At 63.4% G+C, this 14,870-nt stretch carries 12 protein-coding genes; 1 reads left to right on the forward strand and 11 read right to left on the reverse strand.

Translation table 11 applies throughout. From position 1 onward, the window contains the following. Positions 1-164 precede the first annotated feature (164 nt). The 6 genes from AC1RRC_RS32975 to AC1RRC_RS33000 form a co-directional block, all read right to left on the reverse strand. Positions 165-1,610 carry a LutB/LldF family L-lactate oxidation iron-sulfur protein gene (locus AC1RRC_RS32975; protein WP_493060145.1) on the reverse strand — a complete coding sequence of 482 codons (1,446 nt, stop codon included), beginning with the start codon at positions 1,608-1,610 and terminating at the stop codon, positions 165-167. Continuing rightward, the gene (locus AC1RRC_RS32980; protein WP_493060158.1) at positions 1,607-2,287 is read right to left on the reverse strand and encodes a LutC/YkgG family protein; all 681 of its coding nucleotides are present in this window, start codon (positions 2,285-2,287) and stop codon (positions 1,607-1,609) included. Before AC1RRC_RS32980 ends, AC1RRC_RS32975 begins: the two co-directional genes overlap by 4 nt. Then, positions 2,287-3,078, reverse strand: a complete 792-nt coding sequence (locus tag AC1RRC_RS32985; RefSeq protein WP_493060146.1) for a (Fe-S)-binding protein — start codon at positions 3,076-3,078, stop codon at positions 2,287-2,289. Before AC1RRC_RS32985 ends, AC1RRC_RS32980 begins: the two co-directional genes overlap by 1 nt. A 94-nt stretch (positions 3,079-3,172) precedes the next feature. Then, positions 3,173-3,910: a LytR/AlgR family response regulator transcription factor gene (locus tag AC1RRC_RS32990; RefSeq protein WP_493060148.1), complete on the reverse strand. Its 738-nt coding sequence runs from the start codon at positions 3,908-3,910 to the stop codon at positions 3,173-3,175. Continuing rightward, positions 3,907-4,998 carry a sensor histidine kinase gene (locus tag AC1RRC_RS32995; RefSeq protein ID WP_493060150.1) on the reverse strand — a complete coding sequence of 364 codons (1,092 nt, stop codon included), beginning with the start codon at positions 4,996-4,998 and terminating at the stop codon, positions 3,907-3,909. The genes AC1RRC_RS32990 and AC1RRC_RS32995 overlap by 4 nt, the downstream gene beginning before the upstream one ends. A 62-nt stretch (positions 4,999-5,060) precedes the next feature. Beyond that, the gene (locus tag AC1RRC_RS33000) at positions 5,061-7,094 is read right to left on the reverse strand and encodes a M13 family metallopeptidase (RefSeq protein ID WP_493060151.1); all 2,034 of its coding nucleotides are present in this window, start codon (positions 7,092-7,094) and stop codon (positions 5,061-5,063) included. A 161-nt stretch (positions 7,095-7,255) separates the two neighbouring features. On the opposite strand from AC1RRC_RS33000, the gene AC1RRC_RS33005 reads away from it, so the two are divergent. After that, on the forward strand, positions 7,256-7,993 hold the full coding sequence (locus AC1RRC_RS33005) for a FadR/GntR family transcriptional regulator (protein ID WP_493060152.1): 738 nt from the start codon (positions 7,256-7,258) through the stop codon (positions 7,991-7,993). Between the two features lie 48 nt (positions 7,994-8,041). Here the strand turns inward: AC1RRC_RS33005 and glcF are convergent, their stop codons facing one another. From glcF to AC1RRC_RS33030, 5 genes are all read right to left on the reverse strand, one after another. Next, a complete protein-coding gene (gene glcF, locus AC1RRC_RS33010) occupies positions 8,042-9,286 on the reverse strand; it encodes a glycolate oxidase subunit GlcF (protein WP_493060153.1) in 1,245 nt (414 codons plus the stop codon). Positions 9,287-9,288: 2 nt separating this feature from the next. Further along, positions 9,289-10,356 carry a glycolate oxidase subunit GlcE gene (glcE, locus tag AC1RRC_RS33015; protein WP_493060154.1) on the reverse strand — a complete coding sequence of 356 codons (1,068 nt, stop codon included), beginning with the start codon at positions 10,354-10,356 and terminating at the stop codon, positions 9,289-9,291. Further along, positions 10,349-11,845, reverse strand: a complete 1,497-nt coding sequence (locus AC1RRC_RS33020; RefSeq protein WP_493060155.1) for an FAD-linked oxidase C-terminal domain-containing protein — start codon at positions 11,843-11,845, stop codon at positions 10,349-10,351. Before AC1RRC_RS33020 ends, glcE begins: the two co-directional genes overlap by 8 nt. A gap of 95 nt (positions 11,846-11,940) precedes the next feature. After that, entirely contained in the window at positions 11,941-12,828 is an 888-nt protein-coding gene (locus AC1RRC_RS33025) for a LysR substrate-binding domain-containing protein (protein WP_493060156.1), read from the reverse strand. A gap of 81 nt (positions 12,829-12,909) precedes the next feature. Further along, complete coding sequence (locus AC1RRC_RS33030) at positions 12,910-14,625, reverse strand: lactate permease LctP family transporter (RefSeq protein ID WP_493060157.1); 1,716 nt, start codon at positions 14,623-14,625, stop codon at positions 12,910-12,912. Positions 14,626-14,870: the final 245 nt, after the last annotated feature.

Below are 14,870 nucleotides of genomic sequence, written 5' to 3' on the forward strand. Positions count from 1 at the left end.
GACGAAGCGTTTTGTTCGTCAGCAGCAGAGAAGCGAGATTATCTAGTGTTTCGTGATTCTCGTCAACCCCTCGTTTTTACTTCATCCTGCTGCGCTGTGCCGTTGATCTGTCGCAGCGCTGCGGGGACAGAACTATAGCAAAGCCCCACACCACTGGCAAGGCCTTATTCCGGCTGATCGCGCTCCCGCATCAAATCCGCCAGGCTGCGCGGCGCCGGCTTCAAGGGCGCCCGATGCTGGGTCCAGCCCAACTGTTCGCTCGGAGTCAGAGCGCGGAACCGCGTGGCAGCCCAGCGAAATACCTTATAGACGGAAGGATGGGAAAACGCGCCGCTCCAGAAACGCCACACCAGCTTGTCGCCCCGGCTGAACTTGGCGCCCTGCCCCTTTAATGGATGGGCAACCTGTTCCTGCGGATTGCGGTTCGCTTCCGTGCGCAGCCGTACCAGCAGCGCTGGAATCGGAATGCGCACCGGGCACACTTCGCCGCATGCGCCGCACAGGCTCGACGCGGTCGCCAGATCGGCCGTCGCTTCCAATCCCAGCAAGTGCGGCGAAATGATCTTGCCGATCGGTCCCGGATACGTGGTGCCGTACGCATGGCCGCCAATGCGGCCATACACCGGGCAGTGATTCATGCACGCACCGCAGCGGATGCATTGCAAGGTGGCCCGCAACTGTTCATCCGCATAGGCTTGCGTGCGGCCGTTATCGAGCAACACCAGGTGCAGTTCGCGCGGACCATCGAGTTCCCCTGCGCGGCGCGGGCCGGAAATCAAATTGAAGTAGGTGGTGATCGCCTGCCCCGTCGCGGAACGCGTCAGCAAACTGGCCAGCGGCACGATGTGCTCGAGCTTCGCCACCACTTTTTCCATGCCCATGATGGCGATATGCACATCCGGCACCGTGGTCGACAAGCGCCCATTACCCTCGTTTTCCACCAGCCAGAGGGTGCCGGTATCGGCTGCGGCGAAATTCACACCGGACAAGCCGATATCGGCTTCCGCAAATGCCGTGCGCAATGCGCGCCGACCGGTCTGGATCAGGGTATCGACATCGTCACTGTAAGGCGTGCCCGGAATGTGCTGCTCGAACAGCGTGCCGATATCCTGGCGCGTCTTGTGGATCGCCGGCATGACGATATGCGACGGCTTCTCCCCCGCCATCTGCACGATGTATTCGCCCATGTCCGATTCGATACATTCGACACCCCGCTCGCCAAGGTAGTGATTCAGTTCGATTTCCTCACTGGCCATCGACTTGCCCTTGATGACCTTGCGCGCGCCACGCTGCTGCGCGATGCGCAGGATGATTTCGTTGGCTTCATCGCCCGTCTCGGCCCAGTGCACATGGACGCCAGCTGCCGTCAGTTTGTCTTCCAGTTGCACCAGCAATTGCGGCAAGTTCGCCAGCGCATGCTGGCGGATCGCTTCGCCCAGGTCGCGCAAGTGCTCCAGTTCGGAGGCATCGGGGAACTGGCTGCTGCGTTTGGTTTGCAGAAAATCCATCGCGCCACGGAAGCTGGCGCGCAGCTTGGGATCGTTCAGCGCAGTCCTGGCGCGCTGGTGAAAGTCTTCGGGCGCCACGAATTGCAAGGATTGCGTCGTCATGGCTGGTCTCCCGTTACGATAATGACCCACATCCAGCGCGGGCCATGGGCGCCAAATGCGAGGGTTTGCTGGATGTCCGACGTTTTCGACGGTCCCGAGACCAGCACCAGGTTGGCCGGCATGCCATCACGCCAGCGCTCATCGCGCGCCGCATCATGCAAGGTCGCGTGTAGCGATTCCGCATAGACCAGCGCGATATGTAGCGGCGGCACCAGCGACACCGTGCGCGGGGTGCCCGCGTCCGGCGCCAGGATCAGCGTGCCGGTGGCGGCAATGCCGGAGCGGGCCACTGTGAATCCCGCATCGATCGTGTCAAACAATTCGCCCTTCCACGCTTCCAACGGCGCGCTGAACGGCAGCGCTTCCATTTCCACGGGTAGCGCACCGGCCAACGCGGCGCCCTCCGCACGGGTTGGATCGAGCAGCAAGCGCTTCGCGCCATGCTGCGCCAGTTTGGCCGCCACCTGCGCAGGCCATTCACTGGCCGTGGCACGCCACACCTCGGCACGCGACGCGCGCAACGCGCTTTCGAGGGAGTCGACCAGCGCAGCGGCATCGGGACGGATACCGTCATAGTGCGCGGCAATGCGCGCATCGAGCGTATCGATGGCCCCGGCCGGAGAAGATACAGGCGCCGCAGCACGCAGGCGGCCGAGCATGCGTTCACGAGCGTTCATCATGGCTGCCCCTCCTCGCCTGCCGGCACGCCATTGGCGCGGCGCCACAGGAAGCTGGCCATATGCTCGACCGTCAACGGCGCACCGCTTTGCTGCGCCGCATGACCGATGTTGAGCAGGCATGCGCAATCTGCGGAAACCACACGGCTTGCCCCTGTGGCGCAGGCGGACGCCACTTTATCCGCCACCATCGCGCCCGAGATGTCAGGGTGCTTCAGACAGAACGTGCCGCCGAATCCGCAGCATTCCGATTCGCGCACGTGTTCGAGCCGGCGCACGCCAGGCAAGTCATCGATCAGAGCCACACCATGTCCGCGCGTCCCCATCTCGCGCCGTGCGCCGCACGACGTATGCAGCACCACCGCTTCGTCAGCCTGCGGCTGCGCCGGATAATGCACGTGCAGCACGTGCAACAGGAATTCGCTCAGTTCATAAATGCGGCCGGACAGTTCGCGCGCCTGCCTCGACAGCGCCGCATCATCCTTGAACAGCTCGGGCCAGTGGTGGCGCATCATTCCGGCACAGGATCCGGACGGCACCACCACCGGCCAGCCGCGAGGGAACAACGCCATCTGGGCGCGCGCCACATCGCGCGACTGTTCAGGATTGCCGCTGCTGTAGGCAGGTTGTCCGCAGCAGCTCTGGCCGCGTGGATAGTGCACGGTCACACCCTCCCGCTCCAGCAGGCGCACCGCGTCGAGCCCGGCTTGCGGCAGGAACAGGTCGATCACGCAGGTGCCAAACAGATATACATCGGTTGGCCGGGTGGCAGGATACTGGCGTTCTTGCATAAGGTCTCCACTTTTACTTGTCATTGCGCGTACCATGATTGCCGGTTTCTGCAGCGCCGACAAATTGGTTGGACCAATAATCAAGGGCGCTTGTTTACAAGCTGAGCAAATCCTTCAGTTCTGCCGCATTACGGCGCGAAATCTCCAGCACGGTCCCGTCGCACAAGGTCAACCGGTATCCAAGGCTGATCGATTCTTCGACGGCGGCTACCGCCTGCAAGTTGACGATATGTTGTCTACTTGCCCGGAAGAAATATCCTTTAGGCAAGCGTGCTTCCACGCTGCCCATGGACTTTTTTACGTAGGCGCGCTTGCCGTCAAAGTGGACCAGCACATAATTCTTGCAACTCTCGATATAGCGGATCGATGACAGGTTCACCAGGAAGCATTTTTCCCCATCCTTGATGAAGATTTTGCTGTCGATGTCCAGCGGTTGCCGGGCTTCCGCGGGTTCCTGGTCCTGGTCCTGATCCGGCGCCTGCCGGGGATATTCGCGCAATTTACCGACTGCTTTGGCCAGCCGTTCCGGGCTCACGGGCTTGAGCAGGTAGTCGACCGTGTTGTAGTCGAATGCGCGGATGGCGTGTTCGGAATACGCGGTGGTAAATACGATCCGCGGCGCATAGTCGAGCTGCTCAAGTAAATCAAAACCGGTGGCGCCCGGCATATGGATATCGAGGAAGATCACATCCGGCCGCATCGCCCGCACCAGTTCCAGCGCGCTCGACGGGTGATCCGCCGCGCCCACCACCTCCATCCCTTCAAAGTTCTTTAGCATGCGCACCAGCCCTTCGCGCGCCAGGCGGGAATCCTCCACCACAATCGTTTTCATGAAACACGCTCCACTGGCAACGCGATTTGGGCAGCGAATTCCGTTCCGGACCGGGTGCAGTTCAGAGCGGCCCTGCCGCCGTATACCAGCGCCAGCCGTTCGCGAATGTTGCGCAACCCGATACCGACACGGCCGGCGCGCACGCCGCCTGCCGGCACATCATTCGTGACGCGCAAGATCAACTGCCGCTCCTCCTCATAGGCTTCAACCTGTAACCTGCCGCCGTCGCGGGCATCGTCAATGCCGTGTTTGACAGCGTTTTCCACCAGCAGCTGCAGCGCCATTGGCGGCACCTGGCAAAGCCCGATGCCATCGGCAACATGCATGGCAAACGACAGCCTGTCTTCGTATTGGGTTTTCGCGATGGTGATGTAGCGGCGCACGATATCGAGCTCCTCGTCCAGCGCCACTTTCTCGTGTCCGCCGCGCTCCAGCGAGTAACGCAGGATTTCCGACAACGCCAGCACATTGGTTTCCGCCTGTTGCGCATTCTCGTACACCATGAACCGGATATTGTTCAAGGCATTGAACAGGAAGTGGGGATTCAGCTGGCTGGCCAGGCTGGCCAGCTGCGCCTCTTTCAAACTGGCGTTCAGCCTCCCGTTCAGCAGCTCGGCTTCGTATGCCCGCCCACTGCGGCTGATGCCTATGTAGGCAAAAATCCAGCCGCAAATGAGCAGCTGGCATTGCAATCCCCCCGACACCGCGTTGCGCAGCATGTACTGGAATGGTGACAATTTCAGACCGGTCTGCATGTAAGGGGTATACATCTCCTGCCAAAAGAATGGCGCTGCTGCCAGCGTCACGGCGGCCACCGAAACAATGCCCGCAACCGTCGCATAAGCCAGCACCACCGGAACCAGCCGACCCAGCGGCATACTTTGCCACGCGCGGCGTTCGTACACCCAGCGGAATGCCAGCACGGCCACCGTGTACGGCAACATCCACAGCAGGGTCGTCACCACCACGTGAGCGGCAAGGCTCTTCCATAAAACAGCCGATAGCAGTGTCAGCATCGCCACCATAACCATCGCGCCAGCATGGCAGTACCAGAATTGTCTTTCATGCGGGAAGAATTTCAGTTCCATGTATCCAGGTCCGGGACAGAAGTGGCGCATGGTATCGCTGGCGCCGGGCCTTGTCACCCTGCTTACTTCCACAGGTAGACACGCTGGCCGGGCGCCTTGTACATTGCATCGCCAGGCCTGGTGCCGAACGCCGAGTGGAAGCCATCCACGTTGACCGCCGCCCCGATGGTGCGCAAGGCGTTAGGCGCATGGGGGTCGGAAGTCAGCATTTGCACCAGCCGGTCGTCACGTGTCTTGGCGCGCTGGCTGCGGGCGAAACTGAGGAAAAAGCGCTGTTCGCCAGTGTGGCCCGCCACCACCCTGGACTTGCGGCCGCCCAGGGTCAGTTGGTAAGCGCGGAACGCGATTTCCAGTCCGCCCAGGTCCGCCAGGTTTTCCGGCAGCGTCAGTTGGCCGTTGACATGCTTGCCCGGCACCGGTTCGTAGGCGCTGAATTGCGCCGACAGGCGCTGGCCGATGGATTCGAACGCCTTGCGATCGGCATCGCTCCACCAGTTGTGCAACATCCCGTCACCGTCAAACTGGCTGCCCATGTTGTCAAAGCCATGGCTGATTTCATGGGCGATCTGCACGCCAATGCCGCCATAGTTCGCGGCATCGTCCGCCGCCATGTCAAACAGCGGCGCCTGCAGAATGCCGGCCGGGAGCACGATTTCATTCAGTGCGGGATCGTAGTAGGCATTCACGGTATGAGCCGTCATCATCCATGCGCCGGCATCGATTTTCTTGCCGGTCTGCGCCGCCTTGCGTTCCCACTCGAACCGGCGGGAACGGTGACGGTTGCCCAAGGCATCGCCCTCGCGCACATCCAGCCCGGCGTAATCGCGCCACTGCTCCGGATAGCCGACCTTGGTCTTGTAGCGCGCCAGTTTGTCGAGCGCCAGCTGCCGCGTCGCCGGCGTCATCCAGGTGCACTGGGCCAGTGCGTCGCGATAGGCCGCCAGGATGTTGTCGACCATCGACTGCACGCGCGCCTTGCTGGCGGGCGGGAAATGCTTTGCCACGTACATGCGGCCAAGCGCCTCGCCCATGGCTTTGTCCAGTTCCGCCACGCCGGACTGCCAACGCGGCGTCGGCGCGGTGGCGCCGGTCAATGCGGCCCAGTGAAACCGGAAATGGGCGTCACGGAAGGCAGCCGGCAGCACGGGCGCCGCCTCATCCAGACTGCGCAACTGGAAATACACCTTCCAGTCGTCGAGCGGAACCTGGGTATACAGGGCGGCGATCGCCGCGGCGGCGCCCGCCTGCGTGACAACGACACGCTCGCCATGCTGGATCTGCGCGGCCTGCAGAAACGCACTCCAGTCAAAGCCGGGGGCGAACTTGTCCAGTTCCTCGCCCGACATCGGATGGTACATCCTGGCCGGATCGCGCGATTCCGCCAGCGGCGCATGGGCCTGGGCGATCTGCCGCTCGAGGTTCATGACACGCCGCGCCACCGCGTCGGGATCCGCCATACCGGCCAGTTTTGCCAGCGTCGAGAGATAACGCAGGTAGGCGGCCCGCGCCTGCGCCATGCGCGATTCGTCCAGCAGGTAATAATCGCGGTCGGGCAGACCAAGTCCCCCCTGCCAGGCCAGGGGGCGTGAAATGGCCGGGTCCTTGAAGTCGGCAAAGCCGCCCCACAGCCATACCGGTGTCGTGATCCGCCCCTGCGCCCGGCCCTGCCATTGGGCCAGTTCCCGCACCGAAGCGATCGCACCGATTTCCGCCAGCACTGGCGCAACCGGCGCGATGCCCAGGCGATCGAGCGCATCGGTGTCAAGATATGCCGCATAGTAAAGGCCAAGCTTTTGCTCCACGCTGCCATCCGGCTGGGGGCGGGTGGCCAGTTCCTTCACGATTGTCCGTACGCGCTGATCGACGATGGCTGGTAATTCGACACCATACACTTCCGCCTTATTCGCTGGAATCACGGTTTTCCTGAGCCAGCCACCATTGACGGCGTTGTACAGATTGTCCTGCACGCGCACGGAGCGGTCGTAGCCGGAAGTATCGAAGCGTCCGGCGCCGTAGGCGGCGAAGGACACGGCGAACAGGGCGGTGGCGGACAGGCTGGCCAGCAGGGGTGAAATGGCAGGGAGGAATGACTTCATGGACTGACTCCGGGAACGGTTGTGATGAAACCATTCTGCGCAATGGCAGCTCACGCCGGCAAAAAAGGTGCCGAACGGCGAAATACAGGGACCAGCGGTATCCAAGGCATGCTTTATCGACCGGGCCAATCTTTGGTATGCTGCGGCGACAGGAGGAACGTATGAAACAGGATGCGCGGCGGGTGGAAACAGTCATGCGGCGCATTGAAACAGCGCTGCTGGACGGTTCCTGTCCTGCCCATGCGAGGTTGCCCGCCGAACGGGTGCTGGCGGAACGCTATGGCGTGTCGCGCAACACGGTGCGCGAGGCAATCCAGCGGCTGGTCGCGCGCGGATTGCTGCGCAGCCGCCAGGGCGCCGGAGTCTATGTGACGGAACAATTACGCACCGGGACCGGTACACCGTCGCCATGGGGGCAACTGATTGCCGACCATCCCGGCGTGCGGGACGATGTGCTGGAATTCCGGCGGGTGCTGGAAGGGGCGACCGCCTACTTCGCGGCGCTGCGCAGCACCGAAGCGGACCGCGAGCGCATCCGCGCGCAACTGGCGGCGCTGGAGCTCGCGCGCCAGGTGGACGACCAGCCGGGTGAAGCGGCAGCCGATGCGCGGCTGCATGAAGCGATCGCGCTGGCGTCGCACAATTCGATGTTCCTGCATTTGCACGCCAGCGTGATCGGCATGCTGCGCGAACATATCACGGCCAATGGCAGCAGCTTGCGGGCGCAAGAACCGGACGTCGGGCGGCAGTTGCTGCAGCAGCACCGCGCCATTTGCGACGCCATTTGCGGTGCACGGCCGGACGAGGCGCAAGCGGCGATGCAGGCGCATATCGACTACGTGGCCGGCAAGATCGCGTTGGCGGAAGTGGAAACTGCAGGGGTGGCTGGCGCAGCCTAATCCACCAGGCGCTGCCAGCGGCATTTGCATGGTGGATTCGGCGGGGCCTCAAGTTCCGTCCTGCAACAGCCGGTCCAGCAATTCCACCCAATGCTCCACCGGCGTGTCCGTCCCCGCCTGCAGGTGGCTCTGGCATCCCACGTTGGCCGAGACGATGCGCTGCGCGCCCGTCGCCTGCAGCGCCGCCAGCTTGCGCTCGCGCAGTTGGCCTGACAGCTCAGGCTGCAGCAGCGAATAGGTGCCGGACGAACCACAGCATAAATGGCTATCGGCGCACAGCCGCACATCCACGCCCGCCGCACGCAGCAATCCTTCCACTTTGCCACGTATCTTTTGCCCGTGCTGTAGCGTGCAAGGCGGGTGATAGGCGACCGGATGCGCGCCGTTGCGCGCCTGCCCGGCGCCGATCCGCGCCGCCAGCGCTTCCTGGAAATCGCACAACACTTCGCTGACATCCTTCGTCAGCGCCGAAATACGGGCTGCCTTGTCCGCATAGCCGGCGTCATGGCGCAGCAGGTGGCCATAGTCCTTGACGGTCGCGCCGCAGCCGGACGACGTCATGACGATGGCTTCCACACCCGCCTCCACCAGCGGCCACCATGCATCGATATTGCGCCGCATGTCATCCAGGCCACCTTCCTGGTCATTCAAGTGGTAGCGGATTGCGCCGCAACACCCGGCTTTCGGCGCGATCACCAGTTCGATGCCCAGCGCATCGAGCACCCGCGCGGTGGCCGCATTGATATTGGGCGCCATCGATGGCTGCACGCAACCGTCCAGCAACAGCATCTTGCGGGCATGGCTGGCGCACGGCCACTGCCCTGCCGGCGCGGGACGCGCGACCTTGCCGCGCAGCGCGGCGGGCAACGCCGGCCGCAGCAATTGGCCCGCCTTCATGGCCGGCTTGAAGATCCAGCTGCGCGGCAAGGCTTCCTGCAGCAATGTGCGGGCGATCCGCTGGCCAGCCGGCCGCGCCACCTGCCGGTCCACCAGGTGACGGCCGATGTCGAGCAAGCGCCCATATTGCACGCCCGACGGACAGGTGGTTTCACAACTGCGGCAGGTCAGGCAGCGGTCCAGGTGCATTTGCGTGCCGGGACCCGGCGTGGCGCCTTCCAGCACTTGCTTGATCAGGTAGATGCGGCCGCGCGGTCCGTCCAGTTCATCGCCCAGCAACTGGTAGGTGGGACAGGTGGCGGTGCAAAAGCCGCAATGGACGCACTGGCGCAGGATGTCTTGCGCTTCCAGTCCTTCCGGCGTGCCCTGGTATTGGGCGGCGAGTGTGGTTTGCATGGTTACAGGTCCTGGTACATGCGGCCCGGATTGAAGATACCGGCCGGATCGAACGCATTCTTGAGGTTGCGGTGGATGGTGTGGAGCGCCGGCGCCAGGGGATGGAAGACCCCCTGGTCACGGGGGCCGCCACGGTACTGGGTGGCGTGTCCACCCAGCCGCGCCGCCAGCGCACGCAAGGTTTCCGCCGGCTCGGCAGTGCGCAGCCAGCGCTGGCCACCGCCCCACTCCACCAGCTGCGGCCCGCCATGCGGCAGCATGGACGCCGTCGGCGGCAAGGCCAGGCGCCACAGCGGCGCGCCATCCTGTGCGAAAAACGCATGGCGCTGTTCGCGCATGTCACGCCAGCAGGCATCGGCGGCGTCTTCCGGCATGGCTTCACCACCGATGCGCCGCCGCGCCGCATCCACGGCAGCCTGCGCACCGGACAGGCGGACCACCAGCTCGCCGGCATACCACGCCGTGGCGGACAGCGGCAACGGCTGACCTGCCCAGCCATTCATGCGCCGCAGCGCCTCCTGCTGGTCCAGTTCCAGACGCAGCGTGGTTTCCGCCTGCGGGCGCGGCAACACCTTCAATGACACGTCGAGGATCAGCCCCAGCATGCCCAGCGAACCCGCCAGCAGGCGCGAGACGTCATATCCCGCCACGTTCTTCATGACCTGGCCGCCAAAGCGCAGCACTTCGCCGCGCCCGTTCATCAATGTCGCGCCCAGCACGAAGTCACGCACGGCGCCGGCGGCCTGCCGGCGCGGTCCGGCCAGACCGCTGGCCACCACCCCGCCGACCGTGGCGCTGGCACTGAAATGCGGCGGCTCGAATGCCAGCATCTGTCCCTCGCGCGCCAGCGCAGCCTCGATTTCGCTGAGCGGCGTGCCGCAGCGCGCAGTGATCACCAGTTCGGTCGGTTCGTAACTGACGATGCCGTGGTAACCCGACGTCTCCAGCAGCGCACCTTGCGGCGCGCAGCCATACCAGTCCTTGCTGCCGCCGCCACGGATGCACAGTGGCGCCTGGTCCAGTCCCGCACACAGCACGCGCTGGCGGAACGCATTCAACATGTCATCCATGATGCCTCGCATATTGGGCAAACCGGAAACGGCCGCCATCGACCTTGCGCTTGCCGTATTGCGCGCAGCGGTCCAGTGTGGGAATGGCTTTGTTCGGGTTCAGTTGCTGCGCCGGATCGAACGCGCGCTTGACGGCGATGAAGGCGGTGATTTCTTCGACAGTGAATTGCTCGCACATCGAATCGAGCTTTTCCACGCCGACGCCATGCTCGCCCGTGATGGTGCCACCCGCCGCGACGCACAGGGACAGGATCGCTTCACCAAAGCGCTCGGCGCGTGCGAACTCGCCGGGCTGGTTGGCGTCGAACAAGATCAACGGATGCAGGTTGCCGTCACCCGCATGGAACACATTGGCGCAGCGCAGCTGGTATTCCTGGGCCAGCGCGTCAATCCCGGTCAGGACTTCGGCCAGCTTGCGGCGCGGGATGGTGCCATCCATGCAGTAATAATCCGGCGAGATGCGGCCGGCGGCAGGAAAAGCATTCTTGCGACCCGACCAGAAGCGCAGGCGTTCCGCCTCGTCGCGCGATACGGCAATCGCAGTGGCGCCGGAGCGCTCCAGCACGGCGCGCATGCGGCTGATTTCCTCCTCGACCTCTTCCGGCAATCCATCCGATTCGCACAGCAGGATGGCGGCGGCGTCCGTGTCATAGCCTGCGCACACAAAGGGTTCCACCATGCGCGCACTGGTACGGTCCATCATTTCCAGCCCAGCCGGGATGATGCCGGCCGAAATCACGTCGGCCACCGCGTCGGCGCCGCGCACCACGTCGTCAAACGATGCCATGATCACGCGGGCCAGTGACGGCTTGGGCGTCAGCTTGACGGTCGCTTCCGTCACCACGCCCAGCATGCCTTCCGAGCCAATGAATACCGCCAGCAAATCCAGGCCTGCCGCATCCGGTGCGGTACCGCCCAGTTCAACCACTTCGCCATCCGCCGTGACCATCCGCACGCGCAGCACGTTGTGCAAGGTGAGGCCATACTTCAGGCAATGGACGCCGCCGGCGTTTTCCGCGATATTGCCGCCGATGGTGCAGGCGATTTGCGAAGAGGGATCGGGGGCGTAGTACAGCTGGTGGCTGGCGGCCGCTTCGGATATCGCCAGGTTGCGCACGCCCGGCTGGACGGTGGCGGTGCACGCAACAGCGTCAATCGCCACCAGGCGGCTCATCTTCGCGGTGGACAGCACGATGCCCTCGGCAATCGGCATGGCGCCACCCGATAACCCGGTGCCCGCACCGCGCGGCACGATCGGCACTTGCAGCTTGCGGCACGCTTTCAGCACTGCCACGACCTGCTCTTCGTTTTCCGGCAGGGCGACTGCCAGTGGCAACTGGCGGAAGGCCGTCAGGCCATCGCATTCGTAGGGGCGGGTATCTTCTTCGTTGTACAGCAGGCAGTGCTGCGGCAGCACCGCGCGCAGCGCCGTGACAATGGCGCGCTGGCGTTCCGCTGTGAATAAGGGTTGCTGGCTGGGCGCATTCATGGTGGCTGGATCGGAGTGTGATTGACACGATCCAGTGTAGTGCCAGCGCGCCGGCTCAAGCGGTGAAAAGAATTAACCGCTGCATCCTATAAATTTCATGTTCCCTGGTAGGTAGCGAGCAGCCAGTCGATGAACGCCTGTACTTCCGGCCGCGCACGCGCACTCGGCTCATAGACAATGTAATACGCATGGGGGGGCGATGCCAGCCGGATGTCGAACAGTTCCACCACATCGCCGCTGGCGATCAATTGCTGCGCGAAGTGCTTGCGTGTCAGGCCGACACCATGGCCATGGCGCACCGCTTCCAGCAGCAACCCAAGATCGTCGACACGCAAGCCCGTGGTGGGTTCCTGCCAATTCAAGCCCGCCTGTTCGAACCACGGTTTCCAGGGCTCCAGCGCGGAACGCAGCAGCGTCGCTTTCGACAATTCGTCCGGCCTCGCGATCCCGCCGATCCGCTCCAGGTACGCGGGACTGGCAACGGGAAAGGCGGGTTCTTCCAGCAATTTGATGGTTTCCAGGTCTGAGTACTTGCCAGCGCCGAAGCGCACTTCGAGGTCGGATTCGGCCAGGCTCAAATCGTACAGCGGCACCGACAGGAAGACGTCGACCACGACATCCGGATGGGCTTCCGTAAAGCCGGCCAGGCGCGGCATCAGCAGGCAGCGGGCAAATGTCGGCGGTACCGTAAGCTTGACGCGGGGCTGCGCCGGCGAACTTTTGTTTGGCAGCGGGAAGTCCGTCAGCGTGCGCAGCGCCACACAAACAACGTCGAGGTAGCTGCGCCCAAACGCCGTCAGCGTGGGGGCGCGGCCATCGCGGATAAACAGGCGGTCGCCGACGAATTCCTCCAGCAAGCGGATGCGGTGCGACAGCGCGGACGGGGTGATGCACAACTGGTTGGCCGCCACCGCGAACGAGCCGGAACGGGCCGCCGCTTCGAAAGCAGCCAGCGCGTGAACAGGTGGAAATCGTTTGGGCATGGCGGTCCTTTGCTGGTTCCGGTCGAAACGCAACAACGCCCGTCCACACTGGCACGGGCGTTGCGCGGCATAGCGGTTATTCTAGTGCGGAATCATCCCCGGGAATACATACGCTTGCAGCATCGTCATGGCGCCAACGATGACGACGAACAGCAGGCTGTGTTTCAGGGTGAAGCGGAACAGTTCCGATTCACGTCCGACCAGCCCCGTTGCTGCACAAGCGACAGCGATCGATTGTGGTGAAATCATCTTGCCCGTCACGCCACCGGTGGTGTTGGCGGCCACCATCAGCGTATCGGACACGCCGATCTGGTGCGCCGTGGTGTTTTGCAGGGAACAGAACAGCGCATTGGATGACGTGTCGGAACCGGTGAGGAACACACCGAGCCAGCCGAGGAATGGCGAGAAGAATGGGAATGCCATGCCGGTACCGGCCAGCACCAGGGCCAGGGTGGAAGACATGCCGGAATAGTTGGCGACGAACGCGAACGCCAATACCAGGCCGATCGACAGCACCGGGCGGCGCAGTTCCACCGCCGTATCCTTGAAGGCACGCACGCCGTCGATGGGCTTCATGCCAAGCAAGAGCATCGAGATTATGCCGGTCAACAGGATTGGCGTTCCCACCGCCGACAGGATGTCGAGTTTATAGATCGCTTCATAGGCCTTGGGCGCGGTCACGATCGGCATGGTCTTGATGACCATCTGGTCAAGGAAGGGCACGTGCACCTTGATGACGGTCCAGGCCAGCGGGCCTTTCGCGGCAAACAGCGCCTTGAACCATGGCAGGCTCCACACCGTGACGATGGCGGTCAGGATGCCGAACGGCGCCCAGGCACGGATGGTTTGCGCCGGGGTGTAAGGCGAACGGGTACGGCCGCCGGTTGCGCCAACTGCGGCACCGGCGGTGCCGCCGCCGAATCCGGACAACGCTGCCGCGCCACCCATGTTCACCACACCGCGTGCGGCATTTTTCGCAGTGGCGGGTTGCCAGACTTTCAGCAACGCCGTCAGCGACACCAGGCTGACCAGGGCGGACGTGATGTCCGGCAGTTCCGGGCCGATGTAGTTCGACGTAAAGTATTGCGTCACCGCGAAACTGCCGCCGGCCACCAGGGCGCCAGGCCACACTTCCTTCACGCCGCGCATGCCATCCATCATGAACACCAGCCAGAATGGCACGAACAGCGACAACAGCGGCAACTGGCGTCCGGCCATGGCGCCGATGTGCATCGCATCGATGCCGGTGACCTGCCCGGCCACGATAATGGGAATCCCCATCGCGCCGAAAGCCACCGGCGCCGTGTTTGCGATCAGGCACATGCCTGCGGCATACAAGGGGTTGAAGCCGAGGCCGACCAGCAACGCCGCAGTGATTGCCACCGGTGCGCCGAAACCTGCCGCGCCTTCCAGGAAAGCGCCGAACGAAAAACCGATCAGCAGCATTTGCAGGCGCTGGTCATCCGTAATGGCCAGGATCGACGCGCGGATGATCGCCAGCTGGCCGGTGCGCTCCACCACCTTGTACAGGAACACGGCTGTGATGATGATCCACGCGATTGGCCATAAACCATAGGCGAAGCCATATCCGGCCGCCGCCAGCGCTTGCGGCACCGGCATGCCATACGCAAAGATGGCCACGACCAGGGCTAGCGCCAGTGTGACGGCGCCGGCCACGTGGCCTTTGACGCGCAGTACGGCCAGCGCGAGAAAGAAGAAAATAATGGGCACTGCCGCCGCCAACGCGGACAACCAGAGGCTGCCAAGCGGCGCATAAATTTGAGTCCAGGACTGCATGATGCTCTCCTCCACAAGGTGGTTTTTGTAATGTCGAGGAGAAGTGTAAGACGGCCACCGGTGCGAAAACCGCCCTGGCCGGTTGAAATGAATTGACCGCTGAGGTGAAAATCTTTCACCAACTTGATTATTTGCGAGGACCGCAAACGCAAAAAACCCCGCCAGCGCTAACTGACGGGGTTTTTCTATATAACTAGCCTGACGATAACCTACTTTCACACTGGTTGCAGCACTATCATCGGCGC

Source organism: Pseudoduganella sp. GW821-FHT12E03 (assembly GCF_058807115.1).